The organism is Pseudomonas sp. PDM32, assembly GCF_019219225.1.
GTDB classification, from domain to species: Bacteria; Pseudomonadota; Gammaproteobacteria; order Pseudomonadales; family Pseudomonadaceae; genus Aquipseudomonas; species Aquipseudomonas laurylsulfatiphila.
The window spans coordinates 16,707-43,487 of record NZ_JAHUWE010000022.1 but is presented as its reverse complement, the minus strand read 5'-3'; the positions used below and the strand labels follow the sequence as shown (position 1 = coordinate 43,487).

The 26,781-nt window shown below is 61.9% G+C and carries 25 protein-coding genes and 1 tRNA gene; 9 read left to right on the top strand and 17 right to left on the bottom strand.

Going from position 1 to position 26,781, the window contains the following annotated elements; translation table 11 throughout:
- Positions 1-387: 387 nt before the first annotated feature.
- Genes KW846_RS29230 through KW846_RS29210 form a run of 5 tightly spaced genes read right to left on the bottom strand, consistent with a single transcriptional unit; the run spans position 388 to position 5,928 of the window.
- A complete protein-coding gene (locus tag KW846_RS29230; protein WP_218486403.1) occupies positions 388-1,860 on the bottom strand; it encodes an aldehyde dehydrogenase family protein in 1,473 nt (490 codons plus the stop codon).
- Positions 1,853-2,680 (bottom strand): ABC transporter permease, encoded by an 828-nt coding sequence (locus tag KW846_RS29225; protein WP_015095519.1) that lies wholly within the window; start codon positions 2,678-2,680, stop codon positions 1,853-1,855. Before KW846_RS29225 ends, KW846_RS29230 begins: the two co-directional genes overlap by 8 nt.
- A 1-nt stretch (position 2,681) precedes the next feature.
- Positions 2,682-3,599 (bottom strand): ABC transporter permease, encoded by a 918-nt coding sequence (locus KW846_RS29220; protein WP_218486402.1) that lies wholly within the window; start codon positions 3,597-3,599, stop codon positions 2,682-2,684.
- 31 nt (positions 3,600-3,630) lie between these two features.
- Positions 3,631-4,773 carry a PotD/PotF family extracellular solute-binding protein gene (locus KW846_RS29215; RefSeq protein WP_218486401.1) on the bottom strand — a complete coding sequence of 381 codons (1,143 nt, stop codon included), beginning with the start codon at positions 4,771-4,773 and terminating at the stop codon, positions 3,631-3,633.
- 39 nt (positions 4,774-4,812) lie between these two features.
- Positions 4,813-5,928, bottom strand: a complete 1,116-nt coding sequence (locus tag KW846_RS29210) for an ABC transporter ATP-binding protein (protein WP_218486400.1) — start codon at positions 5,926-5,928, stop codon at positions 4,813-4,815.
- A gap of 576 nt (positions 5,929-6,504) precedes the next feature.
- Between KW846_RS29210 and KW846_RS29205 the strand changes: the two genes are divergently transcribed.
- On the top strand, positions 6,505-6,855 hold the full coding sequence (locus KW846_RS29205) for a DUF6124 family protein (protein WP_218486399.1): 351 nt from the start codon (positions 6,505-6,507) through the stop codon (positions 6,853-6,855).
- A 143-nt stretch (positions 6,856-6,998) separates the two neighbouring features.
- Here KW846_RS29205 and KW846_RS29200 read toward each other — a convergent pair whose 3' ends face one another.
- The 3 genes from KW846_RS29200 to KW846_RS29190 form a co-directional block, all read right to left on the bottom strand.
- Positions 6,999-7,823, bottom strand: coding sequence for a LuxR C-terminal-related transcriptional regulator (locus KW846_RS29200; protein ID WP_218486398.1), 825 nt, complete (start codon positions 7,821-7,823; stop codon positions 6,999-7,001).
- Positions 7,824-7,981: 158 nt separating this feature from the next.
- Positions 7,982-8,377 carry a VOC family protein gene (locus KW846_RS29195; RefSeq protein ID WP_218486397.1) on the bottom strand — a complete coding sequence of 132 codons (396 nt, stop codon included), beginning with the start codon at positions 8,375-8,377 and terminating at the stop codon, positions 7,982-7,984.
- Between the two features lie 76 nt (positions 8,378-8,453).
- Positions 8,454-9,683, bottom strand: coding sequence for an MFS transporter (locus tag KW846_RS29190; RefSeq protein WP_218486396.1), 1,230 nt, complete (start codon positions 9,681-9,683; stop codon positions 8,454-8,456).
- A gap of 133 nt (positions 9,684-9,816) precedes the next feature.
- Between KW846_RS29190 and KW846_RS29185 the strand changes: the two genes are divergently transcribed.
- Positions 9,817-10,590 carry a helix-turn-helix domain-containing protein gene (locus KW846_RS29185; protein ID WP_218486395.1) on the top strand — a complete coding sequence of 258 codons (774 nt, stop codon included), beginning with the start codon at positions 9,817-9,819 and terminating at the stop codon, positions 10,588-10,590.
- A gap of 41 nt (positions 10,591-10,631) precedes the next feature.
- Here the strand turns inward: KW846_RS29185 and phnX are convergent, their stop codons facing one another.
- The 4 genes from phnX to psrA all read right to left on the bottom strand — a co-directional run bounded on the left by phnX (position 10,632) and on the right by psrA (position 14,989).
- The gene (gene phnX / locus KW846_RS29180; RefSeq protein WP_007980567.1) at positions 10,632-11,459 is read right to left on the bottom strand and encodes a phosphonoacetaldehyde hydrolase; all 828 of its coding nucleotides are present in this window, start codon (positions 11,457-11,459) and stop codon (positions 10,632-10,634) included.
- A gap of 86 nt (positions 11,460-11,545) precedes the next feature.
- Complete coding sequence (locus tag KW846_RS29175; RefSeq protein WP_007980564.1) at positions 11,546-12,418, bottom strand: LysR substrate-binding domain-containing protein; 873 nt, start codon at positions 12,416-12,418, stop codon at positions 11,546-11,548.
- 54 nt (positions 12,419-12,472) lie between these two features.
- Positions 12,473-13,768 (bottom strand): MFS transporter, encoded by a 1,296-nt coding sequence (locus KW846_RS29170; protein ID WP_218486394.1) that lies wholly within the window; start codon positions 13,766-13,768, stop codon positions 12,473-12,475.
- 129 nt (positions 13,769-13,897) lie between these two features.
- Complete coding sequence (gene psrA, locus KW846_RS29165) at positions 13,898-14,989, bottom strand: iron-containing alcohol dehydrogenase PsrA (protein WP_218486393.1); 1,092 nt, start codon at positions 14,987-14,989, stop codon at positions 13,898-13,900.
- Positions 14,990-15,272: 283 nt separating this feature from the next.
- On the opposite strand from psrA, the gene KW846_RS29160 reads away from it, so the two are divergent.
- From KW846_RS29160 to KW846_RS29150, 3 genes are all read left to right on the top strand, one after another.
- Positions 15,273-15,896: an NIPSNAP family protein gene (locus KW846_RS29160; RefSeq protein WP_218486392.1), complete on the top strand. Its 624-nt coding sequence runs from the start codon at positions 15,273-15,275 to the stop codon at positions 15,894-15,896.
- Positions 15,897-16,013: 117 nt separating this feature from the next.
- Positions 16,014-16,394: a RidA family protein gene (locus tag KW846_RS29155; protein WP_116582778.1), complete on the top strand. Its 381-nt coding sequence runs from the start codon at positions 16,014-16,016 to the stop codon at positions 16,392-16,394.
- Positions 16,395-16,904: 510 nt separating this feature from the next.
- Complete coding sequence (locus KW846_RS29150) at positions 16,905-18,893, top strand: U32 family peptidase (protein ID WP_102702707.1); 1,989 nt, start codon at positions 16,905-16,907, stop codon at positions 18,891-18,893.
- Positions 18,894-18,934: 41 nt separating this feature from the next.
- On the opposite strand, the gene KW846_RS29145 is transcribed toward KW846_RS29150, so the two are convergent.
- Complete coding sequence (locus KW846_RS29145; protein WP_371321785.1) at positions 18,935-19,567, bottom strand: hypothetical protein; 633 nt, start codon at positions 19,565-19,567, stop codon at positions 18,935-18,937.
- Between the two features lie 54 nt (positions 19,568-19,621).
- Complete coding sequence (locus KW846_RS29140) at positions 19,622-20,050, bottom strand: hypothetical protein (RefSeq protein ID WP_007980517.1); 429 nt, start codon at positions 20,048-20,050, stop codon at positions 19,622-19,624.
- Between the two features lie 322 nt (positions 20,051-20,372).
- Here KW846_RS29140 and KW846_RS29135 point away from each other — a divergent pair.
- Positions 20,373-20,447, top strand: a tRNA-Gln gene (locus KW846_RS29135).
- Positions 20,448-20,597: 150 nt separating this feature from the next.
- Here KW846_RS29135 and KW846_RS29130 read toward each other — a convergent pair.
- Positions 20,598-21,260 carry a glutathione S-transferase family protein gene (locus KW846_RS29130; RefSeq protein ID WP_218486391.1) on the bottom strand — a complete coding sequence of 221 codons (663 nt, stop codon included), beginning with the start codon at positions 21,258-21,260 and terminating at the stop codon, positions 20,598-20,600.
- 153 nt (positions 21,261-21,413) lie between these two features.
- On the opposite strand from KW846_RS29130, the gene KW846_RS29125 reads away from it, so the two are divergent.
- Both KW846_RS29125 and KW846_RS29120 read left to right on the top strand, forming a co-directional pair.
- Entirely contained in the window at positions 21,414-22,346 is a 933-nt protein-coding gene (locus KW846_RS29125) for a GlxA family transcriptional regulator (RefSeq protein WP_218486390.1), read from the top strand.
- A 102-nt stretch (positions 22,347-22,448) separates the two neighbouring features.
- Positions 22,449-23,423, top strand: a complete 975-nt coding sequence (locus KW846_RS29120) for a carbon-nitrogen hydrolase family protein (RefSeq protein ID WP_218486389.1) — start codon at positions 22,449-22,451, stop codon at positions 23,421-23,423.
- A gap of 226 nt (positions 23,424-23,649) precedes the next feature.
- On the opposite strand, the gene KW846_RS29115 is transcribed toward KW846_RS29120, so the two are convergent.
- A complete protein-coding gene (locus tag KW846_RS29115) occupies positions 23,650-24,156 on the bottom strand; it encodes a DoxX family protein (RefSeq protein WP_218486388.1) in 507 nt (168 codons plus the stop codon).
- A gap of 363 nt (positions 24,157-24,519) precedes the next feature.
- Here KW846_RS29115 and KW846_RS29110 point away from each other — a divergent pair, with 363 nt between their 5' ends.
- Entirely contained in the window at positions 24,520-26,022 is a 1,503-nt protein-coding gene (locus tag KW846_RS29110) for an aldehyde dehydrogenase family protein (protein WP_218486387.1), read from the top strand.
- A 61-nt stretch (positions 26,023-26,083) separates the two neighbouring features.
- Here KW846_RS29110 and KW846_RS29105 read toward each other — a convergent pair whose 3' ends face one another.
- Complete coding sequence (locus tag KW846_RS29105) at positions 26,084-26,743, bottom strand: carbonic anhydrase (RefSeq protein ID WP_095967594.1); 660 nt, start codon at positions 26,741-26,743, stop codon at positions 26,084-26,086.
- Between the last annotated feature and the right edge of the window lie 38 nt (positions 26,744-26,781).

The following is a 26,781-nucleotide window of genomic DNA, read 5'->3' as shown; positions in this document are numbered from 1 at the left end:
GACCGGCACATCCAACAGAGATGTCGACGGACCCACCGCTTTCGCGAGCAAGCCCGCTCCCACAGTTTTGATCTTCAGTGAACGCCAATCCCACGGCTGGCCACAATCCCTGTGGGAGCGGGCTTGCTCGCGAAGAGGCCGGCACATCCAACAGAGATGTCGACGGACCCACCGCTTTCGTGAGCAAGCCCGCTCCCACAGTTTTGATCTTCAGTGAACGCCAATCCCACGGCTGGCCACAATCCCTGTGGGAGCGGGCTTGCCCGCGCAGAGGCCGGCATATCCAACAGAGATATTGGCTGAACTACCGCCTTCGCGAGCAAGCCCGCTCCCACAATTCTGATCTTCAGTGAACGCCAATCCCGCGACCGGCCACAGTTGACCTGTTTACTTCAAATACCACCCCCACGGCTGGTCACTGACGTACTCGGTCACCTGCTTGACCTCCAGGTAATTGTGCAACCCCCATTGCCCCAGTTCCCGGCCGATGCCGCTGTGTTTCATGCCGCCCCAGGGGGCTTCGACGAAGGTCGGTTGCGAGCAGTTGACCCAGACGATCCCGGCGCGCAGCTGGTTGGCGACCCGGGCGGTGCGCTGCAAGTCGGCGCTCATCACGGCGGCGGCCAGGCCGAAGCGGCTGGCGTTGGCCATTTGCACGGCTTGCTCTTCGGTCTTGAAACGCTTGATGCACAGCACCGGGCCGAACACTTCTTCGCGCCACAGAATGCTGCTGTGGCCGGGTTCATCGAAGATCGTCGGTTCGACGAAGTAACCTTCGCGCAAGTGCGCCGGGCGCCGTCCGCCGGTGAGCAAACGGGCGCCACTGGCCAAGCCCTGGTCGATGAAACCGAGCACCTTGTCGTACTGGCCCTGGCTGACCAGCGGCCCCAGCAGAACCCCGGGCTGCATACCGGGCCCGATACTGATCTTGCGAGTTTCCTCCACCAGCCGTTCGACCAGGCGCGGGGCGAGGGATTCCTGCACCAGCAGGCGTGACGTGGCGCTGCACACCTGGCCTTGATTCCAGAAAATCCCAAACAGAATCCACTCCACGGCGGCGTCGACATCGGCGTCATCGAAGACGATGAAGGCCGACTTGCCGCCCAGTTCCAGGCTGATGTTCTTGATGTCCCGCGCTGCCGCCGACATGATTTTCGCCCCGGTGGGCACGCTGCCGGTGAAGGCCAGTTTGTCCACGCCCGGATGCTCGGTGAGCGGGCTGCCGGCGTCGGCACCGAGGCCGGTGACCAGGTTCAACACCCCGGCTGGCAGGCCAATACGATCGGCGGCGGCGGCCAGTTCCAGGGCGGTCAGCGGCGTCAGCTCGGACGGTTTCAGCACCACCGTGGCCCCGGCGGCCAAGGCCGGTGCCACTTTCCACGCGGCCATCAGCAGCGGGTAGTTCCAGGGGATGATCTGCCCGGCCACGCCAATCGGTTCGTGGCGGATGCGGCAGCGGAAACGTTCGTCCGGCAAGGTCAGCGGCTGGTCCTGTTGCTGGTCCAGATCGCGGGCCAGGCCGGCGTAGTATCGGAAGCAGGCAATGGCGTCGCCGATGTCCCACTGCGCTTCGGGCAGCGGTTTGCCGTTGTCGCGCACTTCCAGTTCTGACAGCGCTTGCTGGCCATTTTCGAGCTCGGCAGCCAATGCTTCCAGCCACTGCGCACGCTCGGCGCCGCTGGTTTGACCCCAACCATTGTCGAAGGCCCGCCGGGCCGCGCGCACGGCATGGTCGACATCTTCCTCAGTCCCCGCCGCTACGCGGTGGAAGACCTGTTCGGTGGCCGGATCGATCACGTCCAGATAGCCGCCCAGGTCCGGGCTGACCCATTCGCCGTTGATGTAGAGCTGATCACGCATGGTGCGACTCCTGGACGCCGGTGCGGCGGTTTTGCAGATGGCGGGAAGTGAACAGCAGGGCCAGCGACACGCAGATGATCACCGTGGAAATCGCGTTGATCTCCGGTGTCACGCCGCGGCGGATGGAGGAAAAGATGTAGATCGGCAGCGTCGTTTCGGAACCGGCGACGAAGAAGGCGATGATGAAATCGTCGAAGCTGAAGGTGAAGGCCAGCAGGAACCCGGCCATGATCGCCGGGCTGATCTGCGGCAGGGTCACCCGCCAGAAGGTGTCCATTGGTGGCGCGTACAGATCCGCCGAGGCTTCCAGCAAGGCCTTGTCGAGGGAATCGACGCGACTGCGCACGATCACCATCACCAGGGCCATGGTGAACAGCGAATGCGCGGCGATCACGGTGAAGAAGCCCATGTTCAACTTCGGCACAGTCGGCAGCCAACTCGCCAGCAGCGGGTTGATCAGGTCGAACAGGCTGATGAAGGCGATCAGCGTCGAGATGCCGATGACGATGCCCGGCACGATGATCGCGCAGTAAGTCAGCGCATCGAACAGCAGGCGTACCTTGGCGCCGCAGCGCTGCAAGCCGAACACCGCCAGGGTGCCGAACAGCGTGGCGATCACCGCTGAACTGAAGGCGATGAGTGCGCTGTTGCCCAGGGCTTCCATGATGAACGGGTTGCCGAACGCGGTGCCGAACCATTGCACCGAGCAGCACTGGAAGGCCAGGCCACTGCGCCCGGCGTTGAAACTGAACAGCACGATCAAGGCAATCGGCGCGTAGAGGAACAGGTACAGCGAAGTCGAATAGCTGCGCAGCCACATGTCACAAGCCTCCGTCGGCAGGGCGGCCGCCGTAGCGCGCCACCAGTTTCAGATACACGCCGATGATCAGCAGCATCATCGCCACCAACGTCATGGCCAACGCACTGCCGAATGGCCAGTTGCGCGATTGCAGGAACAGGTCGACCAGCGCATTGCCGACAAAGAACACCTTGCCGCCGCCGAGAATGGCCGGGATCAGGAACTCGCCCATCAGCAGGATGAATACCAGCATCACCCCGGTGATGATCCCCGGCGCGGACAGCGGCAGGGTGATCCGGCGAAAGCTTTCGAAGGCGCTGGCGCCCAGGTCGGCGGACGCTTCGAGCAGGCGCTTGTCGAGTTTTTCCAGGCTGACGTAGATCGGGAACACCATCAGCGGCAGGTAGCCGTAGACGATGCCGATCAGCACCGCCCACGGCGTGTTGATCAGCCGCACATCCTCGAGACCCAGGCTGGCCAGCAGCGCCGGAATGCCCTTGCCGCTGAGGATGAAAATCCACGCATAGGTGCGGATCAGAAAACTGGTCCAGAACGGCACGATCACCAGGGTCAGCAACAGCGAACGGTTCCTGCTGACCTTGACCGCGAGGAAGTACGCCAGCGGATAGGCCGCCACCAGGCACACCAGGGTGCCCAGCGGCGCGAGCATCAGCGTGTTGCTGAACGCTGCGCCGCGAGAGCCGAGGTTCAGGTAGTTGGCCAGGGTGAAGCCACCGGCGTAACCGCCCACGGCGCTGCGCTCGCCGAAACTGAAGACCAGGATGATCACCAGCGGCATCAACAACAGCAGCAGGAACCACAGGGTCGAAGGCAAGAGCATCAGCAGGGTGATGCGCCGGCCGAGGCTGCGCCGTTGGCGAATCTCGGCCGACAGGGCATGGCCCGGCTGCACCGTTTGCGGGTGGGCGGCGGCATTCATGGATGACTCCTCATTGGCCATGGTCAGGCGATCAGGCGGACTTGAAACGCGCCATCAGTTCGGCACGCGCCGGGCTGGTCAGCGTCGCGGCGGCACCGAACTCCAGCGGGCTCAAGGCCTCGGCGGCCGGGTACATGATCGGATCGTCGAGCATCGCCACCGGCAGCAGCGCGTCGACACGCTTGTCGCCGCTCGGGTAGCCGTGGCTCAGCACCTCCAGCTTGTTGTGCTGCGGGTCGAGCAGGTAGTTGATGAACGCGTAGGCGGCATCCTTGTGCGCCGAACTTTTGGGAATCGCGAAGAAGTCGCTCCACAACTCGCCACCTTCCTTGCCCAGTTCGAACTGCATTTGCGCGTTGTCGCGGTGCAGTTGCGAAGCGTCGCCGGTCCAGGACATCGCCAGCCAGGCATCGCCGCTGCGCATCGACGGCTGAATGTCGGAGTTGATCGCGAACAGGTGCGGCTTGACCTCGATCAGCAGCTTTTCCGCGTCGGCCAGTTCTTTCGGGTCCAGGGAGTTGAAGCTGTAGCCGAAGCTTTTCAGGGCATTGCCGATAGCGGTCAACTGGTAGTCGTGGACCATCGTCCGGCCACTGGCCGGGCCCTGGGCGGCGACCCAGAATTCCTTCCAGCTGGTCGGGCCGTTTTTCAGTTTGCCGGTGTCGTAGAGCATGCCGGTGGTGCCCCAGTTTTTCGGCACCGCGTAGACCTTGCCATCCACCGTGCCCTGGGCCATGAATTTCTGCTGGAACGCCGAGGCATCGAAGTTGGGAATGCGCGACAGGTCCAGCGGTTCGATCAGGCCCAGCCCGACATAGGTGCTGATGGTGTAGTTGGTCGGCACCAGCACGTCCCAGCCACTGCCGCCGGCCTGCAATTTGGCGAGCATTTCCTCGTTGGAACCGAACACGCTCATCGACACCCGGGCGCCGGTGGTCTTGCCGAAGGCGTCGAGGTTTTCCTGGCTGTGGTAGTTCGGCCAGGTCGCCAGCGACAGGCGATCACCGAGCTTGGCCTGCTCGGCAGCCTCGGCGCTGGAGGTCAGCAGGCCGGGCATGTTGGTCGCGACCACGGCAGCGGCGATGCCGAGGCCGGTGCGGCCAAGAAACTCGCGGCGGCTGATCGAGCCGTTCTGCCAGCTGCGCAGGGTTTTTATAAAAGTCTTCTGGTCCATAGCACGCTCCACATCCGGTTGATGAAACGAATCGATGATTTACAACGCCATGGCCAGGCCATTGGCGTGATCCCAGCCGACGCGAACCGCTGCGCCGTGTTCGAATGCATTGGCGCCGTGATCCTGCTGGCGCGGCACCCGTACACAGACCACGCCAAAGGCCTGGGTGCGTACGCGGTATTCGGTGGAATTGCCCAGGTAAATGCGGTCTTCGACGCAGCCTGGCAGTTTCACTTCGCGGCTCATTTCGGCATGGGCGCCGGCGATGCTGATCAGCTCCGGGCGCACCGCAATGCAACCGGCGGCGTTGGCGCTCAGGGCTTTGCCGGTAGGCGTCAGCGGGCTGGTCAGTTCCAGCCCTTGCTCGGTACGCAGCACCACCGAATTGCCGTTGAGCTGGCGCACCGTGCCGTCGAACAGATTGGACTCGCCAATAAAGTCGGCGACGTAGCGGCTGGCCGGGGCTTCGTAGAGTTGTTCCGGGGTGGCGGTCTGGATGATCGAACCGTTGTGCATCACGCTGATGCTGTCGCTCATCGACAGGGCTTCTTCCTGGTCGTGGGTGACCAGCACGAAGGTGATGCCGACCTCGCGCTGCAACCGCAGCAGTTCCGATTGCATCTCCTTGCGCAGCTTGCGGTCCAGCGCGGCCAGCGGCTCGTCGAGCAGCAACACCGTCGGCTTGTTCACCAGTGCGCGGGCGAGGGCGACACGCTGTTGCTGGCCGCCGGAAAGCTCGCTCGGCTTGCGCTGGCCAAAGCCGCTCAGGCGCACCATTTCCAGCGCTTCATCGGCCATGCGCAGTTGCTGTTTCTTGTCCGGGCGCGGTGTGCGATAGCGCAGGCCGTAGGCAATGTTCTGCGCCACGGTCAGGTGCGGGAACAGCGCGTAATGCTGGAACACCATGTTCACCGGCCGCTCGAACGCCGGCACCCCGGCCACGCTTTTACCGGCCAGACGGACCTCGCCGCTGGTGGGCTGCTCGAAGCCGGCGATCATGCGCAGGGTGGTGGTCTTGCCACAGCCCGAACCGCCGAGAAAGGAATGAAACGAGCCACGTCGCACCGCGAAATCCAGACCGCTGACGGCCTGTACCTCGCCATAGCGTTTGACCACATTGCAGAATTCGATATCGCTTGGCGGGGTGTTGTTCACGAGGCGGGCTCCCTGGCAGTGATGAATCAGTGCGTCGGGGGCCAAACTAGCAATGGGGGTTTTGCGGTGTATATATCCCTACGGGGATAGAAGCAGATTGTTGTAGGAGCGAGCTTGCTCCGGGCGGCGTTCCGACGATGGACTCAAGAGCGCTGCGTTCAGCCAGTCATCCCGCGTATTCGTTAACGACCATCGCGAGCAGGCTCGCTCCTACACAAAATGCAGGTGCGTGTTTAAAGACATCCGGGGTTACTTCCCGCAAGCTACAACGGCTTGCGTCATTGCCTACAGGTACGCCAGAATCCGCCGGCTTGTGCGTCTGGAATGCGGGTCTTATCGTTTGCCGGTCACTGAAAAACAGTGATCGGGTTTGGTAGCCCGAGTTCGTTCTAGGCGCATTACGCCACCTGAATACAGTCATTTTTTTGGACTGTGCTTTATATGGTGGCCATGCGCGGGGCTCCCTTGCGGGCGCCGGGTTCTAGTGCGACCGGTCTACCAACCCGCGTGTGGCCGCCACCCTTCGTTTGGTAGCGAGGGTGATGGCTCCTTACATTCGCGCTAGAGGTCTATTCCATGTTCAAAGTCACACCCAACCCGCCGGACACCGATCCGGCATCCCCGTACGAAAGCCTCGATTCAAGCAAGCTCCACGAAGCCGCCGAGCGCGCGCTCAACCCAGGCCCCCACATCATGGCCACCCCTCACAAACCCAGCACGATGTTCATCGTCAATCCCGAGCTCAATGCCGAAACCTTGCTGGTGCACGCCTGCGAGTCGCTGGCGTCGGCCAATGTCATGGCCAACGATCTGGTGGATCATCTGGAGGGCACGAGCCGCAATGCGCTGCTTGGCATCGCGCAAGTGATCATGCTGGGCGAACTGGCGGTGAACCGGGCACTGGATCAACTCGATCCGCCTGAATAACCACACCTATCCAGGCAACACAAAGACCTGTGGGAGCGGGCTTGCTCGCGAAAGCGATATTCCAGTTGCCATATCAGTTACCTGACACACCGCTTTCGCGAGCAAGCCCGCTCCCACAGGGGGGGTGTGTTAACTGACAGGTATCAGGCCTGCAGTCTGAGGCCGGGCGCCTGCAATGGGTCCTCCGTCAGCTCCCGAATGAACAACCCCAGCAACTCCGACTGGCTGCCAATCCCCAGTTTGGCGTAGATGTTCTTGCGGTGAATTTTCACCGTGCCCGGGCTGATGTTCAGTTGTTCGGCCACCGAGGCGCTGGAGTGGCCGCGCAGCAATAGCTGCACAATCTCCTGCTCGCGCCCGGTGAGGATGTGCGCGCCGAAGTGGTCGAAGGCTTCGCGGATCTTGAAGTCCAGGTCTTGCGCCGGTCGCGGTTGCTGGGCCTGGCGCAAGCGCCAGGCTTCACTGATGACTTGCTCGACCACCGCTTGCGCGCACTCGACCAGTTGCATTTCGTCCCGGCTGAAGGCGCAACTGGCACTGGAGCGCATCAGCGATAACACCGCCATGGCACCACCACCGAGGTCGACGAAAAACGCCACTTCCTCGGCCAGGCCGGTCTGCTGGTAATAGGTCAGGAAGTATTCGCCAAGGTAGAAATGGTCGGGGGCGAACTGGCGCAGACGCCACAGTCCCGGTGCCTGGCCACGGGTGCAGGCCAGGTAGAAGGGATCGAGCAGGTAAGGCCCGCACTGGTAGTCGTCGACATACACCGCGCGCTTGTCCGCCGAAAACGTATCGAACAACGCCAGGGGCCGGTGATTGCCTTCGTAGACAAACAACACGAAATGATCGACCGGGCAGATTTGTCGAAGCCAGTGGCTCAACCCCGACAGCCGCGCATGCCCGGCAGGCAGGTCGAGCAGGTGGGCGACTCCGGTGGTCCAGAGTTTCAGTTCCTTGGGGCGCATGGCGGCTACAGGCAGAAGAGGATGGCCTTTGGATGCACAAAGTACGCCATGGCGGGTGGCCCCCTGTGGAGCGGGGTGGCAGACGGCAAGGCGTTTAAAAGATGCACCGCATTGGGGCCTGGTGTTACCGAGTGCTACAGGGCTGGTAGCAAAAATGATCAGGCGGTCGAGTGGTGCTGGACGATCTGGATGAGGTTGCCGCAGGTGTCGTCCAGTACCGCGAGGGTGATCGGTCCCATCACCGTCGGTGGGCGGGTGAACTGAACCCCGGCGGCGCTGAGCCGGGCATATTCGGCCTGCACGTCCTCGACACCGAAAAACGTGCAGGGAATGCCGTCCTGCTTGATCGCGCTCTGGAAGGTTTTTGCCGCGCCGTGGGCATTGGGCTCCAGCAGCAGTTCGACGCCATCGGGATCGCCCGGGGACGTCAGCGTCAGCCAGCGGTGTTCGCCCATGGGAATGTCGTGCTTGAGTTCAAAGCCGAGTACATCCCGGTAGAACGCCAGTGCCTTGGCCTGATCATCGACGAGCACGCTGGTGACTACGATTTTCATGGGGTGTTCCTCCTGATGGCTGGCCTGCAAAACCGAAAGGGTGCGCTCCTTTTCGGGAGAACACCATTTTGGCCATTCAAGCTCCCGACGGGCGTTGTCCAGTAGACGGCAACAGTATGGTCAGAATTCCCAGCAGCGGCAGGTACGAACACAGCGTGTAGACGTACTCGATGCCATGGATATCGGCCAGATGCCCCAGCAGCGCGGCACCGATCCCGCCGAAACCGAACATCAGGCCGAAGAACACCCCGGCGATCATGCCGACGTTGCCGGGCACCAGTTCCTGGGCGAAGACCACGATGGCCGAGAATGCCGAGGCGAGGATGAAACCGATGATCATGCTCAACACGCCCGTCCAGAACAGGTCGACGTAGGGCAGGGCGAGGGTGAACGGCGCTGCGCCGAGGATCGAGAACCAGATCACCCGCTTGCGGCCGATCCGGTCGCCGATCGGGCCGCCAAAGAACGTACCCGCCGCGACGGCACCGAGGAACAGGAACAGGTACAGCTGCGAACTGGCCACCGACAGGTCGAATTTCTCGATCAGGTAGAAGGTGAAGTAACTGGTGAAGCTGGCCATGTAGAAGTATTTGGAAAACACCAACAGCGCCAACACCACCAGGGCGAAGGTCACCCGCCGTTTCGACAGGCCGTGGGTGGCCTTGCTGCCTTGCTTGAGCTTGAACAGGTTCAGGTGATTGCGATACCAGAGGCTCAGACCGTATTGCACGAGGATGGCGAACACCGCGAACAGGCCGAACCAGGCGACGTTGCCCTGGCCATAGGGAATGATGATCGCGGCGGCCAGCAAGGGGCCGAAGGCGCTGCCGGCGTTGCCACCGACCTGAAAGGTCGACTGCGCCAGGCCGTAGCGACCGCCCGAGGCCAGGCGTGCCACCCGCGAGGTCTCGGGGTGAAAGGTCGACGACCCTACGCCCACCAGTGCCGAGGCCACGAGAATCGCCGGGAAGGTGCCGACCATCGACAGCATCAGGATACCGATCAGGGTGCAGACCATGCCGGCCGGCAGCAGCCACGGTTTGGGATGACGGTCGGTGTAGAAACCGATCCAGGGCTGCAGCAGTGAGGCGGTGAGCTGGAAGGTCAGGGTGATCAGGCCGACCTGGGTGAAGCTCAGGCCATAAGTGGCCTTGAGCATCGGGTAGATCGACGGCAGCACGGCCTGGATCAGGTCGTTGATCAGGTGCGCCAACGCACAGGCGCCGATCACGCGCATGACCAGGGGGCTGGCCTGGCTGGCGACCGAGACGGCGGGTGAGGGCGAGCTGAGGGTGGTGGTCGACATGGGCGGGTTTCCGGATAAAAAACGCGAGCGCGAACGCAAGGCGCAGCCAATTACAGGGTTCGGCGTTATCCTATGGCCCATAAGGTCGCCCGTCTCGCGCAACTCGGGCGCCGACCATCGCAAAAAGGGCGTCATGATCAAGCCATTGCAGACATTTCTTGCGGAGATCGACCAGGGCGGCTGGAGCGTTCGCAGCAGTGCGACCGACTACCCGGAAAACTGGTTTATCGCGCCGCATTCCCATGAAAAGCATCAACTGATCTATGCCATCGAAGGTGTGATGGTGGTGCACGCCGCCACCAGCCAATGGACGGTGCCGCCGAGCCGTGGCATCTGGATGCCGAGTGGGGAAGTGCACTCGATTCGCTGCGTGGGGCCGATCAAGATGCGCAGCGTGTTTGTGCATCCCGGCGCCAGCCCGGACCTGCCCGGCGAAACCCGCGCGGTGAGTGTGTCCGCATTGCTCAGTGAGCTGATCAAGGTCTCGGTGGACTTCGATTTCAATGGCGATCCGGACTCGCGGGAAGCCCGGGTGCTGCGGCTGATCCTGGATGAACTGACGATCCTGCCGACCTTGCCATTGAACCTGCCGCAGCCCACCGATCAACGGATCAACCAGATCTGTAGCGCGTTGCAGCAGGACCCAGGCGATGGCTCGACCTTGTCGGACTGGAGTGCGCGATTGAGCCTCGACGCCAAAACCATCCAGCGCCGCTTCCGCAAGGAAACCGGCATGACCTTCGGCCAATGGCGCCAGCAAGCGCGACTGCTGCTGGCGCTGGAACGCATCGCCGTCGGGGAGAAGATCATCGACATCGCCGGGGAGCTGGGGTACGACAGCCCGAGCGCGTTCACGACCATGTTCAAGAAGCAGTTCGGCAAGACGCCGAGTGATTTTTTCAAGTAAGGCGGCCGCCCGTGGGACGGCCGCTTGACGTCTGAATCCGTTCAGGACCCTTGCGGTGTTTCACCCCGCGCCAGTCGGGCATTGATGTCTTCGATGACCGCCGGCAGATCGACGATGGTATCGATCAGGTAGTGCGGGCGGGAGCCTTCGAACATCTTGACGATGCGGGCCCGCTCACTGTCCAGCCTGTCGGAAGGCAGGGCCTTGTATTGTTCGTAGGTCAAGCCCAGGGCATTGCCGGAACAGGTCAGCGCGACTGTCCACATCCCGGCGGCGCGGCCTTCGAGAATGCCGGGCCAGGTGTCGTCGACCTTGACGCAGGCGGCGACGTCGCTGATCCCCAGGGCAATCACGTTGGCCAGGGCCTGAGCCGGGTAGGGGCGGCCGTTCGGCACTTCGTCGGTGGCCACCACATGGTCCGCCACGTAGCCATTGTGCCGCGCCAGTTCGACCACCTTTTCCATGACCACGGCCGGGTAACCGGAGCAGGAACCGATTTTCAGGCCCTTGTCGCGCAAGGCATCGATGGTGTTCAGCGCGCCGGGAATCAGGGCCGAGTGCAGGGCGATTTTCTCGATTTGCAGCGGCATGAAGCGCTCGTAGAGTGCGGTGACATCGTCATCGGTCGGCAGGCGGTCAAACACGGCACGGTAGCGCTCGGCGATCTGCGGCTGATTGCACAGGGTGCGGATGTGATCCCACTTGCCCATGCCCATCGGGCCCCGCGCTTCTTCCAGCGAAACGGCGACGCCGAACTCGGCAAAGGCTTCGACGAAAATCTGCGTGGGGGCGAAGGAGCCGAAATCGACAACGGTGCCGGCCCAGTCCAGGACCACGGCTTGCAGTTGGGTCGGTTGTTGGTAATTCATGGTGTTTCTCCATTTTTTGTTGTGGGCAGGCCGTCCCTCCTGTCACCAGGAAGTAGGCCTGTGGATTGCTCAAGGGTGAGACGAAATCAGGTGGCCGGCGTTGGGCTCGAGTCGAACAGCTCGGCGATCATCGGCCGGTTTCGGCGAATGCCCAGGCAGCACAGGTGGTAGTCGATGGAAAACGGGTGATTGACGAAGGTGATCGGTTTGGTGCCGGGCGTTTCGGCGTACTCGACGGCCGAGACGAAACCGATACCGATGCCCTTGGCGATGGCATGGACGATGGCCTCGCGGCTGTTCAACTGCATGACGCAATTGAGGGCGACGCCCAGGCGCTTGCAGCTTTCCTCTACCAATTGGCGAGTGCGGGAGCTTTTTTCCCGCAGCACCCATTTCTCTTCGCTGATCTGCTCGACATGTACTTCTTTCTGCCGGGCCCAGGGATGGTCCTCGCGCACCACCGCAATGATCGGGTAGCGCCGGTAAAGCTGCGTGTCAAAACGCTGGTCGAATTCGGACAGGGCCAGGATCGCCACATCGATATCGAAGTTGAACAGGCGATCCAGGGTCTCTTTTTCCGGAGAAAACGAGGTTTCCAGCTCGATGTCCGGGTGCCGCTGCATCAGTTCGTAGGTCAGGTTCATCGCAATGGGCGGGGACACCGCGCCCAGGCGCAGCATGCCGGTCTTGCGTTGCTTGAAACTCTGCAGCAGTTGCACGGCTTCATCCTCCTGGCCGAACAGGCCTTGGGTGATCGCATAGAGTTGGTGCCCGGCGGCACTCATTTCGATAAAGCGGCCGCGGCGATGGAACAGCTCCACGGAAAACTTCTTCTCCAGGGCATTGACCTGCTCACTGACCGTGGGCTGGCCGACGCTCAAATACTCGGCGGCGAGGGTGAAGCTGCCGGTCTTGGCCACCGCATGAAATGAACGTAGCCACTTGTGGTACTGGTACATAGACAATCCTGTTCCTGAGCCGCTGCCACTGATTCAATCTGTCCAGCCAGGCAATCAACGCCTGATGAACAGCGCTACCGACGCGCTGCAGAGACAGGCAGCGGTGACCACGATGAAGATCAGCGAGGTGTTGCCGGTACTGTCGAGCATACTGCCGATCAGCGGTTCCGCCAGGCCGGCGAACAGGTATGACGAGAAGTTCATCACCCCGGTCGCCGTGCCGGCGCGCTTGGCGCCCACCAGGTCCGGGCACAGCGCCCAGAAGCTGGAAGCGGGGCCGTACACGAAGAAACCGCAGAGGAACAAGGCCACAAGGCCGGTCGCGCTGTGGGGGGCAAGGGTCCACATCCACAAGCTGGTAGCTGCACCGAGGAACATGTAGAGCATGATCGCCAGGTAGCGCTTGGAGCCGAACAGCTTGTCCGAGATCCAGCCGTTGCTCAGCGCGCCGATGGCCATGCCGACCGGAAGGGCCACGGTGATCCATTTCGGATCGATCATGCTGTCGCCGCTTTTCCAGTTGGCGCCCAGAAAGTGCACCGGCACCCAGACGATCAAACCGTAGCGGGCAGCGTTCTGGAACCCCAGGGACACGGCGGCGATGATCAGGCGAAGGTTCTTCAGTACCGCTTTGTAGCGTTGCGCCGATGTTTCGGTTTCACCGTGCGCCACCTCATGGTTCTTGTCCTCGGCGTTGGCCACGCCTGTGTCGGCCAGCGGTTCGAATCCCAGGTCTTGCGGACGCTCGCGGGCTACCAGGTAGAAGATGATGCCGCCGGCCAGCATGAGCAACACGGGCAGGCGGAAGATCCAGCGCCATTCCAGATGCATCACTTCCAGCACGACGATCGAGGTCACGTAGGAAAGAACGGAAGCGCAACCGGCCGCGAACACGTAGAAGCCGTAGACCTTGCCGCGTTCACCCGCGCTCCACCAGTTGGAGATCAGCCGGCTGCCCGGTGCCCAGCCCAATGCCTGGAAGTAGCCGTTGATGCCCCAGGGCAGGATCAGCCCGGCGAAGCCGCTGGCGAAACTGGTCACCCAGTTGGCGCCACAGGACAGCACGGCGCCCATGGTCATGATGCGTCGGCCACCGAATTTGTCGGCGAGGTTGCCGTTGATGGCCTGGCCAATGGCGTAGGCCCAGAGCATGGCGGCCGATGCCCAGCCAAGGTGCTCTTTGGTAAAGCCGAACTCGGCCTGGATACCGGGGATGGCGAAACCGAACGTTTGTCGCCCAGTATAGAAAAACAGATAACAAAACATGGCTGCCAGCAGCATGCGCCACTGGGCGACGCGAAACGATGCGCTGTGTACGGCGAGACCTGGCATGGTTTGGGCACGATTCATGATCTTTTCCTTATTCTTGTTCGTTCCCTGCGAGTTGCGTCGCAGGGTGCACTCTTTTTCAGGTGCGGCAGGAAATCGTCGCGGCTCGTTACGCCGCTGGCAGTGTAGTGTTTTGGGGGCTGTCGAGCCCTAGGCCGCTCGTGAGCCGATGAAGTTCTTGCCGCGTGCACCCTGCAGGGCGAAGTCGATCATGGCTTGCGCCTCTTCGGCTGTTACGCCGTAGTCGGCGAACTCGGTTTTCACATCCAGGCTGTGCAGGAAGGCGCGCAAGCGGGCCTGGGCTTTATCCAGGTCTGGCCCGAAAACCCGTTGCAGGGTCTTGTCGCGCGTTGCGTCGTGGCCCCAGGCGAGGCCCAGTACCAGTGGCAAGGTGAAGGAGCAGGCGATGCCATGGGGCAAGCCGTAGTGCAGGGTCATCTCATAGGAAATGGAGTGGGCCAGCGCGGTCTTGGTGTTGGAGAACGCCATGCCCGCCTTGAGTGCGGCGAGGGCCATCCGTGAACGCAGTTCCTGGCTGGACAGTTCACGCCGCAGCAAGGGCAGGCATTCGAGGATGTCTTCGATGGCAGAGATGGCGAAGGTGTCGGAAAGCGGGTTGGCGTTGATGTTCCAGATCGATTCCAGTGCGTGGGACAAGGCATCCAGGCCGGTGGATACGGTGACGCCGGCCGGCACTGTGAGCATCAATTGCGGATCGATGATCGCGACCTTTGGCCAGGTGCAGTCCAGGTGCAGGGAATACTTCTTGTGGTTGGCCGCGTCCCAGATCGTCGCCCAGGGCGTGACTTCACTGCCGGTGCCTGCCGTGGTCGGGGCTGCGATCAGCTGTTTGCTGCGTACCGGAACGAAGGGTTTGCCGCTTGCCAGCAATGCCAGCAGCTCATCGAAGCGGCCTGACTCGGTGCCGACAATCAGCGCTTTTGCCGTGTCGATGGCACTGCCACCACCGACGGCAATCACCGCATGGCAATCGCCGGCTTCCTGCCAGAAGCGTTCATAGGTCGCGCGCAGTTGCGCGACGTCGGGATTGGGCTGGACATCTTCGATCACGTAGACCAGACGTTCACCCAGCAACGCCTGGAGGCGATCCACCAGCCCCAGGTCACGGGCTTCGGGAAAGGTCACGACGGCAACGTTCTGGTGTTCGGTGATGGCGGCAAGCTCTTGCAGGCTGCCCCAGCCGAAACGGGTATCCACTGGGTTGTGAAATCGGGCGGTCATGGCGGGTCCTTGTTTTTGTTGTTGGAAGTGACGCCATGCTCGCGGTCCACGCACTGCTGCACAAATCGATAATTCGCAGGTTTGAATCGGCTGGGCCGATAGTGGGGCGAGCTCACGGGACACGTATCCACCTGTGATTCGAATGAACGAAAGCTGTCCGGCGTAAAGGAACTACCTAGAACACTGCGGAAAATGCCGTCACTGATGGGGTTAGTCTCAATATCCCGCCTGCGGGGGCTGCCTTAGGCTGTGGGCTTTTGGCAAACCAATGGGCGGAGTCGCCATGCGTTTTTATGAACTGATCACTTTCACCGTGCGGGTGCGCACGGTGGCGCAAGCATTGGCGCAGATCGAGGCGGCGCTGGACGATCCGAAAGTCGGCGGTACGCTGATGGGCTGCTGGGCCTCTGAGATCGGCCAGTTGAACCATATCGCTGTGCTGCGCGGCTACGCAGATGAGCACCTCAGGCAAGCGGAACGCGAGCGCTTCCTGCTGGGGGGCGGGGCGTTTGGCGTCAACGAGTTCATCACCGACCTGCGCATCGAAAACTACACGCTGTTTCCCTTCCTCAAGCCCTTGAGTGCCGGCCAGCACGGTCCGTTCTATGAGTTGCGCGTTTACGATCTGGTCAGTAGCGGCTTGCAGCCGACACTCGACGGCTGGAGCAACGCCATCGAGGCGCGAACCGCCGAGCAGTATTCGCCGGTGTACGCGGCGTTTTATGCCACCGACGGCGCGCTGCCGCGTTACCTGCACATCTGGCCGTGGCCCAGCCTTGAGCAGCGCTTGCAGGTGCGCACCCAGGCGGTTGCCGACGGCGTCTGGCCGCCGGAAAACTCCGGCCCGCAACTGCGCGACATGTGCTCGACGATCTACCTGCCGGCGAAGTTTTCGCCGTTGCAATGACGAGGGCTCGGCTCATGCGCAGTTGAGCGATGCGGATTAGCGACGCGCTGGGAATGGCTCTGTAAACTGGCGGCGCAAAAGGCGCTCGCCTTACCCTTTCCAGCAAGAGAACTTCCAATGGCAAACCACGACCTGACCTTTACGCCTGACCTCGATGCCGATTCGATTTCCTCCGACGTCGTCGGTTTCGCCGGTGTGCTGGTCTCCACCCAGATCCCCACCCGTGCCGACGGCAGCCTGGAACTGGGCGACATCACCCTGCAAAGCGAATGCACCCTGCAAGCGCTGAAGGTTGCCCTGGAACGTGCCGGCAGCTCCATGGACCGCGTGATGCACCTGACCATCTACCTCACTGACATGGCCGACCGCGCTGCGTTCAACGAGGTCTACAAGCGCTACTTCGCCAAACCGTGGCCGGTGCGCGCCGCTGTCGGGGTTGCCTCGTTGGCGGTGGAAGGCATGCGCGTGGAAGTGACCGCGATGGCGGCCAAGGCCTGATCGCTGCGATACGCACAAAACCCCTTGTGGGAGCGAGCCTGCTCGCGAAGGCGGAGTGTCAGCTTGCACAAGTGTTGACTGACCCAGCGCTTTCGCGGGCAAGCCCGCTCCCACAGTTGAATGTTGTTGTGCACAAATTCTGAGTACGACATAAGACCTTTTGTGGGAGCGGGCTTGCCCGCGATGGCGGCGTGTCAGTCGACATCAATTTTGGCTGTCACACCGCTTTCGCGAGCAGGCTCGCACACAGGGGATGTTGGGCGTGGGCTAAATTTTTGGTCAACGCCGATCAAATGCAGGAGCGAGCTTGCTCGCGATGAACACAAGGGCGACGCGTGCATACAGAATGCCCGCGTCATGGTTAACGTCCATCGCGAGCAGGCTCGCTCCTACAGGGATTGAGGCTGGCCAGGCTTGCCCGAAACGCCACCTGGCAGCATACGGGTGCCGGTCGGGCGTTTCGCCGCTACAATGCACGCCTCGACCGTGACAAGCCTGACTAAAAAAACTATGTCTTTGCCCAAACATCACCTGGAATTGCTCAGCCCCGCCCGCGATGTCGCCATCGCCCGCGAGGCTATCCTGCATGGTGCCGATGCCGTGTACATCGGCGGCCCGAGCTTCGGCGCCCGCCACAACGCCTGCAACGAGGTGAGCGAGATTGCCGAGCTGGTGGAATTCGCCCGTCGTTATCACGCGCGGATCTTCACCACCATCAACACGATCCTGCACGACAACGAACTGGAGCCGGCCCGCCAGCTGATCCACCAGTTGTACGACGCCGGCGTCGATGCGCTGATCGTCCAGGACCTGGGTGTGATGGAGCTGGACATCCCGCCGATCGAACTGCACGCCAGTACCCAGACCGACATCCGCACCCTGGAGCGGGCGAAGTTCCTCGATCAGGCCGGTTTCTCGCAACTGGTGCTGGCCCGTGAGCTGAACCTCAAGGAAATCCGCGCCATCGCCGACGAAACCGACGCGGCCATCGAGTTCTTTATCCATGGCGCGTTGTGCGTGGCGTTTTCCGGTCAGTGCAACATTTCCCACGCGCAGACCGGGCGCAGCGCCAACCGTGGCGACTGCTCCCAGGCTTGCCGCCTGCCGTACACCCTCAAGGACGAAAAGGGTGGGGTGATCGCTTACGAAAAGCACCTGCTGTCGATGAAGGACAACAACCAGAGCGCCAACATCCGCGCGCTGGTCGAAGCGGGTGTGCGCTCGTTCAAGATCGAGGGCCGCTACAAGGACATGGGCTATGTGAAGAACATCACCGCCTACTACCGCCAGCGTCTCGACGACGTCCTCGAAGACCGTCCGGACCTGGCCCGCGCTTCCAGCGGCCGCACCGCGCACTTCTTCCTGCCCGACCCGGAAAAGACCTTCCATCGTGGCAGCACCGATTACTTCGTCACTGACCGCAAGATCGATATCGGCGCCTTTGACTCGCCGACCTTCACCGGTCTGCCGGTGGGTGTGGTCGAGAAGGTCGCCAAGCGTGACATGCAGGTCGTGACGCACGAGCCGCTGTCCAACGGTGACGGCCTCAACGTGCTGGTCAAGCGTGAAGTGGTGGGTTTCCGCGCCAACATCGCCGAACCCAAAGGCGAATTCGAGGAAGACGGCGAGAAGCGTTATCGCTATCGCGTCGAGCCCAACGAGATGCCGGAGGGGATGTACAAGCTGCGCCCCAACCATCCGCTGAATCGCAATCTCGATCACAACTGGCAGCAGGCGCTGCAACGGACCTCGGCCGAGCGTCGCATCGCCCTGAGCTGGGTCGCTCGCCTGCGCGAAGAGCAGCTGGAGCTGACCGCGACCAGCGAGGAGGGCATCAGCGCCAGCGTCACCCTGGCCGGCCCGTTCGGCGCGGCCAACAAGCCGGAGCAGGCGCTGGAGCAGTTGCAGGATCTGCTCGGCCAGCTGGGGACCACCCAGTACCACGCGATCGACATCAAGCTGGATGCGCCGCAGGCGTTCTTCATCCCGAACTCGCAGCTCAAGGCCTTGCGCCGTGAAGTGATCGAGGCCTTGACCCAGGCGCGGGTCGCCGCCCACCCGCGCGGCAGCCGCAAAGCCGAAACCACGCCGCCGCCGGTGTACCCGGAGTCGCACCTGACCTTCCTGGCCAACGTCTACAACCAGAAGGCTCGCGACTTCTATCACCGCCATGGGGTCAAGCTGATCGACGCAGCCTACGAGGCCCACGAGGAAGCCGGCGAAGTGCCGGTGATGATCACCAAGCACTGTCTGCGCTTCTCCTTCAACCTGTGTCCGAAACAGGCCAAGGGCGTGACCGGCGTGCGCACCAAGGTCGCGCCGATGCAGCTGATTCACGGCGATGAAGTGCTGACGCTGAAGTTCGATTGCAAGCCGTGCGAAATGCACATCATCGGCAAGATGAAGGGCCACATCCTCAACCTGCCGCAACCGGGCAGCGTGGTCGGTCACATCAGCCCCGAAGACCTGCTCAAGACCATCCCGCGCGCACCGCACTGAGTGACCGGTGAGCGCGCTGCAACGGCGCGCTCACCTGTTGTTCAATACCCCGTGTAATTGAAGTAGACGACTGCCACAGCAGCCGCGAGGCCAAAGGCTGCCAGGGCTTTTGCCTGTGCGCTGGCTTGAAATTCACTCGACGCCTGCTCAAGGGGGGGCGCGTACGCGGTGGCGTCCTGGCGGCGCTGCCGCATGGCCCGATAGCTGTAGCGCAAGCCGATCAGCAGGGAAATGGCGATCAGGCCGAGGATCAGTCTGCGTATCGGTGGTTTTCCAGTGGCAGCCAGGCTGCCCTCGTGTTCACAGGCCGAGCTCCCGAATTCCACCACGGAAACCGGTTGGTAGGCCGCCGGGGACTGCTTTGCATCTTGCATCGCCGCCATCTGCTCCAGATCCAGTGCCTGATACTTCCACAGTGTCGACGATCCTTCCCGGCAGAAAGTGAACGCAACGGGGCTCGAGGCGCCAATGACGCACGCGTCACTGATGCCGATTTTTTTCAGGGTTTCGGTCGCAGACCGGGTGAAGTCCAGTTCGAGGACAGGAATGACGCCGTTGGCAGACACCGCGACCGACACCAGCAGGCCCGCGATGGCGCAGAGGGTTGATATTTTCAAGGTGTGGGCGTCCTCGTTTGTAGTTTTTTTTGTTTTAAACGCGGAGTCTGGTTGCAACCTGCTCTTGCTGGAGTCTAGACGCTGGCGACAAACCCGCAGCAGCAGTCGTTGCTATCCACAGGTCTCGAGGACGGCTTTTTCAGCTCGTTTGAATTCCTGTTTGATGTCGGTGGGGATGCGTTGCTTTTTGAGTTCCTGGCCGAGGAAGGGTTGATCGCTGCGGGAGTGGACTTCGGCGTCTTCGGCCGTTATCTGTGCTTCGATGGCGGCGGCGTGTTTGTCGATGACGGCATTGACCTCGGCTTCGTTCCTGGCCGTATCGAGTGCCAGTACCAACTGGCCGGCCTCGGCTTTTTCGGCCTCGGCATAGGCTTCGACCGTCAACCCGGAGGCCAGGGCCCGCGCCTGGGTTTCCAGGCCGTTGAGATGCTCCCGGGCGGCCCTGCAGACCGCTTCCTGTCGCTGGCTCTCGATGTGTTCCCAGGTGTTCAGTCCATAAATCGCGGCCCCGACCACCAGGATGGTTGCAAAGGTGCCCATCAGTTTGCCTTTCACATTTTGCGCCCTCAAATGGTAAAGGAGGGGTGTTGAGCAAACGATTTCCGATTCCATCCCCTAAAGGAAAAGCGTAGCAGACGTGATCGGGCCGAATGTGCGCCGAGCACTTCCCCGGGACTTGGCTGAACACTAAGCGTCTGTTTTAAAAAACAAATTGTTTTATTGGGGCTTCCCATACAAGGCAAAAGTTGGTAAATTGCCGCCCACTCTTGCACAGGCCCTCAGGGAGCCTGTCACGCAAGCCGGCAGCAGCGCTTGTTGCCACTCAGGAAAGCGAGTGCCTGGCACTCATCGCAACAGATACAGGGGCGTCGCCAAGCGGTAAGGCAGCAGGTTTTGATCCTGCCATGCGTTGGTTCGAATCCAGCCGCCCCTGCCATTTTTTCTTCCTGCTCAATCAGAAAACACTCGACCGACGGTTGTTATTCGTCGATTCGCCGGTTTTTTGCGCTCGTTATTCATGTTCCGGATGTTCCCTCGCAAACCCGCGTGCAGCCAATGCTCGCGCAAGGTCTTTGTGCGCGAGCCTCTAGCGAAAGCGCTCCGGGATGGCCTCGGCAAACGGATACCAGGCAAACCAGGGCCTTGCCTCGTCGATCACCCGCTTGACCGAGGGTCTTTCGGTCAACCTGTCGAAATAAGCGCGCAAGTGGCGCTGATCGTCGGCAAAGGGGACGAGGGTGCTGGCGTAGAACAGCGCCGGGGCGGCGGCGCAATCGGCCATGCTGAATGCCGGGCTGGCCACCCAGGTTCTAGCCGCCAGTTGCCGTTCAAGCAGGCCGTACGCCGTTGTCAGCGCGGCGCGCTCGCGGGTCAGGTCGCCGTTGGCGGCGTTCAGGCGGTCAGCGACGATCTTCTGCATCGGCACCTGGACATGGAGGTCGAAAAAGCGATCCCACAGCCGTACTTCCAGGGCGGCTTCCCAATCGTGGGGAATCAGGTGCGCCTGGCCGGCATGAAGCCGGTCCAGATATTCAATGATCACACTCGACTCCGGCACGTTCTTTTGCCGGGTGTGATCGCGAAGCACCGGGAACTTGCCGATCGGCCACAGCGCTTGAAGTTCGGCCCGATCGGCGTCGTTGCCCAGGTCGATCACCCTTTTTTCAAACTCGATGTCCAGTTCATAGAGAGCGATCAATGCTTTGTGGCAGAACGACGAGAGTGGGTGGAAATAAAGAGTCAGTGACATCCTTCCATTCCTCGGTGAGATGCAAACCGCTTCATTATCCGTCGCCATCGGCCAATGCGCGAGGCGCTCCATGATGTCCGGTGCGGGCTGTTCGGGTTAGAGTGTAGATCCTGGCCTGAATATCAGGCATGCCACGTTCAGGGTCATACCGCCATGCACCAGATCGGACTCATCGTTCATCCCGGTTTTCAGGTTCTGGGCCTGGCCATGTGTGCCGCCTTCGAATTGGCCAACAGTGCCGGTGACGAGCCGTTGTACCGCATTGCCTTGTTATCCGAGCCGGGTGGCCTGGTGCAAACGTCCGCCGGTTTTGCTGTGCAGACCGAAGCGTTCGACCAGCGTGCGTTCGATACGCTGTTGGTCCTGGGCGACAACCTGATCCGGCCGACCACTGCGGGCATGCTGGCGTTTTTGCGCCACGCCAGTCAGGGTACCCGACGCCTGGGCTCGATTTGCACAGGGGCGACGGCCTTGGCGGAGGCCGGTTTGCTTGATGGTCGGCGGGCGACCACCCACTGGGCGCATGTGCCGGCCTTTCGCAAGGCGTACCCGAACGTGAAGGTCGAGCAAGACCGGATCTTCGTCAATGATGGTCATCTGTGGACGGCGGCGGGCATGAGCGCGTGCGTGGACCTGGCGTTGGCGCTGGTGGAGCAGGACCTGGGCGCCGACCTTGCACGCAAGGTGGCCCGGCAATTGGTGGTGTACCACCGGCGTTCCGGCGGACAGTCGCAGTTTTCAGTGATGCTGGAACTGGCCCCCAAGACCGATCGGATTCAGGCCGCGCTGAACTACGCCCGGCAGAATCTCAAGTCCGCGTTGTCGGTCGAGGAGCTGGCCAGCGCGGCCAATCTCAGCCCCCGGCAATTCAGCCGGGTGTTTCATGCCGAAACCGGCCAGTCTCCGGCCAAAGCCATCGAACGCCTGCGGGTCGAGTCGGCCCGCTTGATGATGGAAACCGGGCGGCACTCCATCGATGTGGTGGCGACGGACACCGGTTTTGGTGACCGGGAGCGGATGCGTCGTGCTTTCATTCGTGCCTTCGGGCAACCGCCACAGGTGGTTCAGCGGGCCAGTCGAGGTTGATTTGTTGATGTCCTGAAAAGTGGTGTATACGACATTCAGGCCTTAATATGATGGGCGTAATCTGTATCTCGTTGAAACCCTTCCCTCAGTGAGATCACCGTCATGACCATTGTTAAAGCCGCCGCCGTACAAATCAGTCCCGTTCTTTACAGCCGTGAAGGCACCGTCGACAAAGTGGTGCAGAAAATTCTCGAACTCGGCGAACAGGGCGTGCAATTTGCCGTGTTCCCGGAAACCGTCGTACCGTACTACCCGTACTTTTCCTTCGTGCAGGCGCCGTTCGAAATGGCCGCCGAACACCTCAAGCTGCTGGACCAGGCTGTCACCGTGCCTTCGCCCGCCACCGATGCCATCGGCGCTGCGGCCAGGCAGGTCGGCATGGTCGTGTCCATCGGCGTCAACGAGCGTGATGGCGGCACGCTGTACAACACGCAGTTGCTGTTCGATGCCGACGGCTCGCTGATCCAGCGTCGCCGCAAGATCTCCCCGACCTACCATGAACGCATGATCTGGGGCATGGGCGACGGCTCCGGCCTGCGGGCCGTCGACAGCGCGGCAGGGCGCATCGGGCAACTGGCCTGCTGGGAGCATTTCAACCCGCTGGCCCGTTATGCCTTGATGGCCGATGGCGAACAGATCCATGCGGCGATGTACCCGGGGTCGTTTGCAGGTCCCCTGTTCGCCTCGCAAATGGAAGTCAGCATTCGCCAGCATGCCCTGGAGGCCGCGTGCTTTGTGGTCAATTCCACGGCATGGCTGTACCCCGAGCAACAGGCGCAGATCATGGCGGATACCGGCTGCGCCATCGGCCCGATATCCGGCGGTTGCTATACCGCGATCATCAGCCCGGATGGCACGGTGCTGGGTGCGTTGCAGGAAGGTGAGGGCGAGGTGATCGCCGACCTCGACATGGGCCTGATCGACAAGCGCAAACGCATGATGGATTCCCGCGGCCACTACAGTCGCCCGGAACTGCTGAGCCTGCTGATTGACCGTACACCGCATGCCCATGTGCATGAACGCAATGCGCATCCGACGCTGGCTGAACAGACCGGGATGGAAGAAGTGATGGGGTAGGTTGTTCAGGCAACTGCGGGGAGCCTGATACCCCGCGGTGCTCTCGGGTTTTTCGCGAGCAGGCTCGCTCCTACAGGGCCTCGTAGTTTGGTGGTGCACGCGCTCCCCTGTAGGAGCTGCCGAAGGCTGCGATCTTTTGATCTTGATCTTCAGCAATCTCCAGATCGCAAAAGCAAGATCAAAAGATCGCAGCCTGCGGCAGCTCCTACAGATATTTCGTGATCTGTCAGCGACGCCAGAAGTAACGCGCCAGCAAGGCATCGAGGCTGAGTTTGCCGGCACCGGACAGCAACAGCGGAGTGAGGGCCACAAGGTAGATCAAGGGCAGTTTGAAGTTGCCGTAACCCTTGTTGCTGATGGCGTAACCTTGGGCAAGTTCACTCAGGGTGTGCCAGTCGGCGGGCCAATGCACGGCGGCGGTGGCGACGACGGTCACCACCATCAGGCTCAACGCCGAGAAGCGTGTGCCAAGGCCCACCAGCAAGGTCATGGCGAAGATCAGTTCGGCCCACATCGACAGTTCCCAGTTCAGCGTCGCCGGAAGGTGGTCGAACGGAAACGGGAAGCGCTCCTGGATATCGGCGAACCAGTTCTGGCCGTTGAATTTTTCCAGGCCCGACTCGAGAAATTCCCAGGCAAGGAACACTCGCAGCGCCAGGGGCGCAACCCAGTTGCCGGCACGGTCGAGGTTCAGGTTCAGGCCTTTGACGGTCGAGGAAAGGGTGGTGTTCATGGACGATGATCTCCTTCAGGTCGGGGAGGCGGGGCAAGGGCATGACCCGTGAATTGGGCGTTTTGATCGGCCAGGCCAATCGACCGGCGTATTTCATCAACGGGGTGTATCTGCGGTGTGTCGTTGGGGTGGGGTTTTGCGTGCGGGGTGTGTCCGGGGCGGGGCTGTATACATTGAGATACGTAAGTGCACGATCAAACCAAAAAACACCACTGAACCCTTGTGGGAGCGAGCCTGCTCGCGAATAGCGGAGGTTCAGGCAGCATCCATGTGACTGATCTGACGCTATTTGCGAGCAGGCTCGCTCCCACAGGGAAATTGCTATACATTTTCCGGCCGCCCACTGCATGGTGAAACCGCTTCATGTCTCTCGCGCTCGAACGTCTAGTCGCTGGTACGCCCATCCCTTTTGCCGGCAATCGTGTCACTGTCGTCAGCCCCGAACTGGCGCAACGCTTCCAGCCCGGTGATCACCTGCTGGTGGAGCAGGTCAGCGGCGAGTTGTTGTTGATCCCCGTGGCGGACCAGCAAGCGGCCAACGTCGCGATCGAGCGTGCTCAAGCGGCGTTTACCGCGCTGTCGGCGGTGTCCGATCAAGCGATCAGCGCCTTCTTCGACCTGTTTGCCCAACGCCTGGAAACCCCGGAATGCTGGTCCTTGATCGAGGCCGCCAACCTGGCCGACATCGAACGGGCCAAGGCGCGCGGCCGCTCGACTACCCGGTTGCTGGCCGATGAGCGCATGCGTCGCGACATGATCGCCGGCCTGCGCGCGTGGCGTGATGCAGCGGCCAGTCGTGGCAAGGTGATCAGCTGCGTCGAACACGATGGCTGGAAGGTCGAGCAAGTGGTGTCACCGTTGGGCATTGTCGCGTTCGTCTTCGAAGGCCGGCCGAATGTGTTTGCCGATGCGGCCGGTGTGTTGCGCACTGGCAACACCGCCGTATTGCGCATCGGCAGTGATGCGTTGGGCACCGCCCAGGCGATCGTTACCCATGCACTGAACCCTGCATTGAACGACGCTGGCTTGCCGGCCGGTGCGGTGTCGCTGGTGGAAAGCGTCAACCACGCCGCCGGTTGGGCGATGTTCGCTGACCGGCGCCTGTCATTGGCGGTAGCCCGTGGTTCGGGGCGCGCCGTCAGCCAGTTGGGCAGCATCGCGCAGCAGGCCGGCACGGCGGTCAGCCTGCACGGCACCGGTGGCGCCTGGCTGATCGCCAACGCCGATGCCGACGCCCAGCGCTTTGCCGCGGTGGTGCGCAACTCCCTGGACCGCAAAGTCTGCAACACCCTGAACGTCTGCCTGATCCACCGCGACCGCGCCGCTGAACTGGTGCCGCTGTTCCTCGACGCACTCAAGCAGGCCGGCACCGCGCGGGGGCAGGGCTGCAAGCTGCACATCGTCGAAGGCAGCGAGTCGCATCTGCCGCAAGACTGGCTGACTGCAACGGTGGAGGTGTACCGCGCCGAGGGCTATCAGACCGAAGCCCAGGCCGAGCCGTTGCCGGAAGATCAATTGGGCCGCGAATGGGAGTGGGAAGAAACCCCGGAAGTCAGCCTGAAAATCGTCGACGACCTGGACAGTGCCATCGCCTTGTTCAATCGCTACAGCCCGCAGTTCACCGTGTCCTTGATCAGTGAAAGTGCCGAGACCCAGGAGCGTTTCTACAACGCGGTCAACGCGCCTTTTGTCGGCGATGGCATCACCCGTTGGGTCGACGGCCAGTACGCGTTGAACAAGCCGGAACTGGGTCTTTCGAACTGGGAGAGCGGGCGCCTGTTTGCGCGCAGTGCGATTCTCTCGGGTGATGGCGTGTTCACCATCCGTAGCCGCATGACCCAGATCGATCTGGGCGTCAAACGCTGAGACAGTGGAACCCGTGACCGCTGCAAGGGCGGTCACTTTTTTCAATAACCGGTGGTTCCGGTCAAGCGGCTTTGATCGCCTTGGCCGATACCGCACAAGTGCCCGGATGCTCGACCAGCGACACAAAGCTGCGACTGTCGGCATCCAGCGCGTCGATCGAACCGGTCTCGATGTCGTACACCCAGCCATGCAGGTTCAACAGGCCTTTTTCCTGGGCCAGTCGCACGCTCGGGTGCGTCTGGATGTTGGCCAGTTGGGCGATGACGTTCTCCCGCACCATCGAACTGACCTTGGCCGCTTCACTGGCGTGTGGCCGGGCTTCGTTGATCACTTTCGCCGACTCGGCGTGTTGCAGCCAGCCGCTGACGGCGGGCAGGTGATCCATGCAGGTGCACTTGGCCACCGCCGTCATGGCGCCGCAGTCCGAATGGCCGCAGATCACGATGTCGGTCACGCCGAGCACCGCGACGGCGTATTCGACCGTGGCCGATACGCCACCCGGATGCGGGCTGTAGGACGGCACGATGTTGCCGGCGTTGCGGATCACGAACAGTTCACCGGGTTCTTGCTGGGTCAGCAGTTCCGGCACGACACGGCTGTCGGAGCAGGTGATGAACAGCGTGCCCGGATGCTGGGTGGTGGCCAGGTGCTTGAACAGGTCGGTGCGTTGCGGAAAGGCTTCTTTCTGGAACTTCAAAAAACCGTCGATGAGCGCTTTCATGATCGAGTCCTCATGGGTGGGCAGGGTTCGGCCCGCAC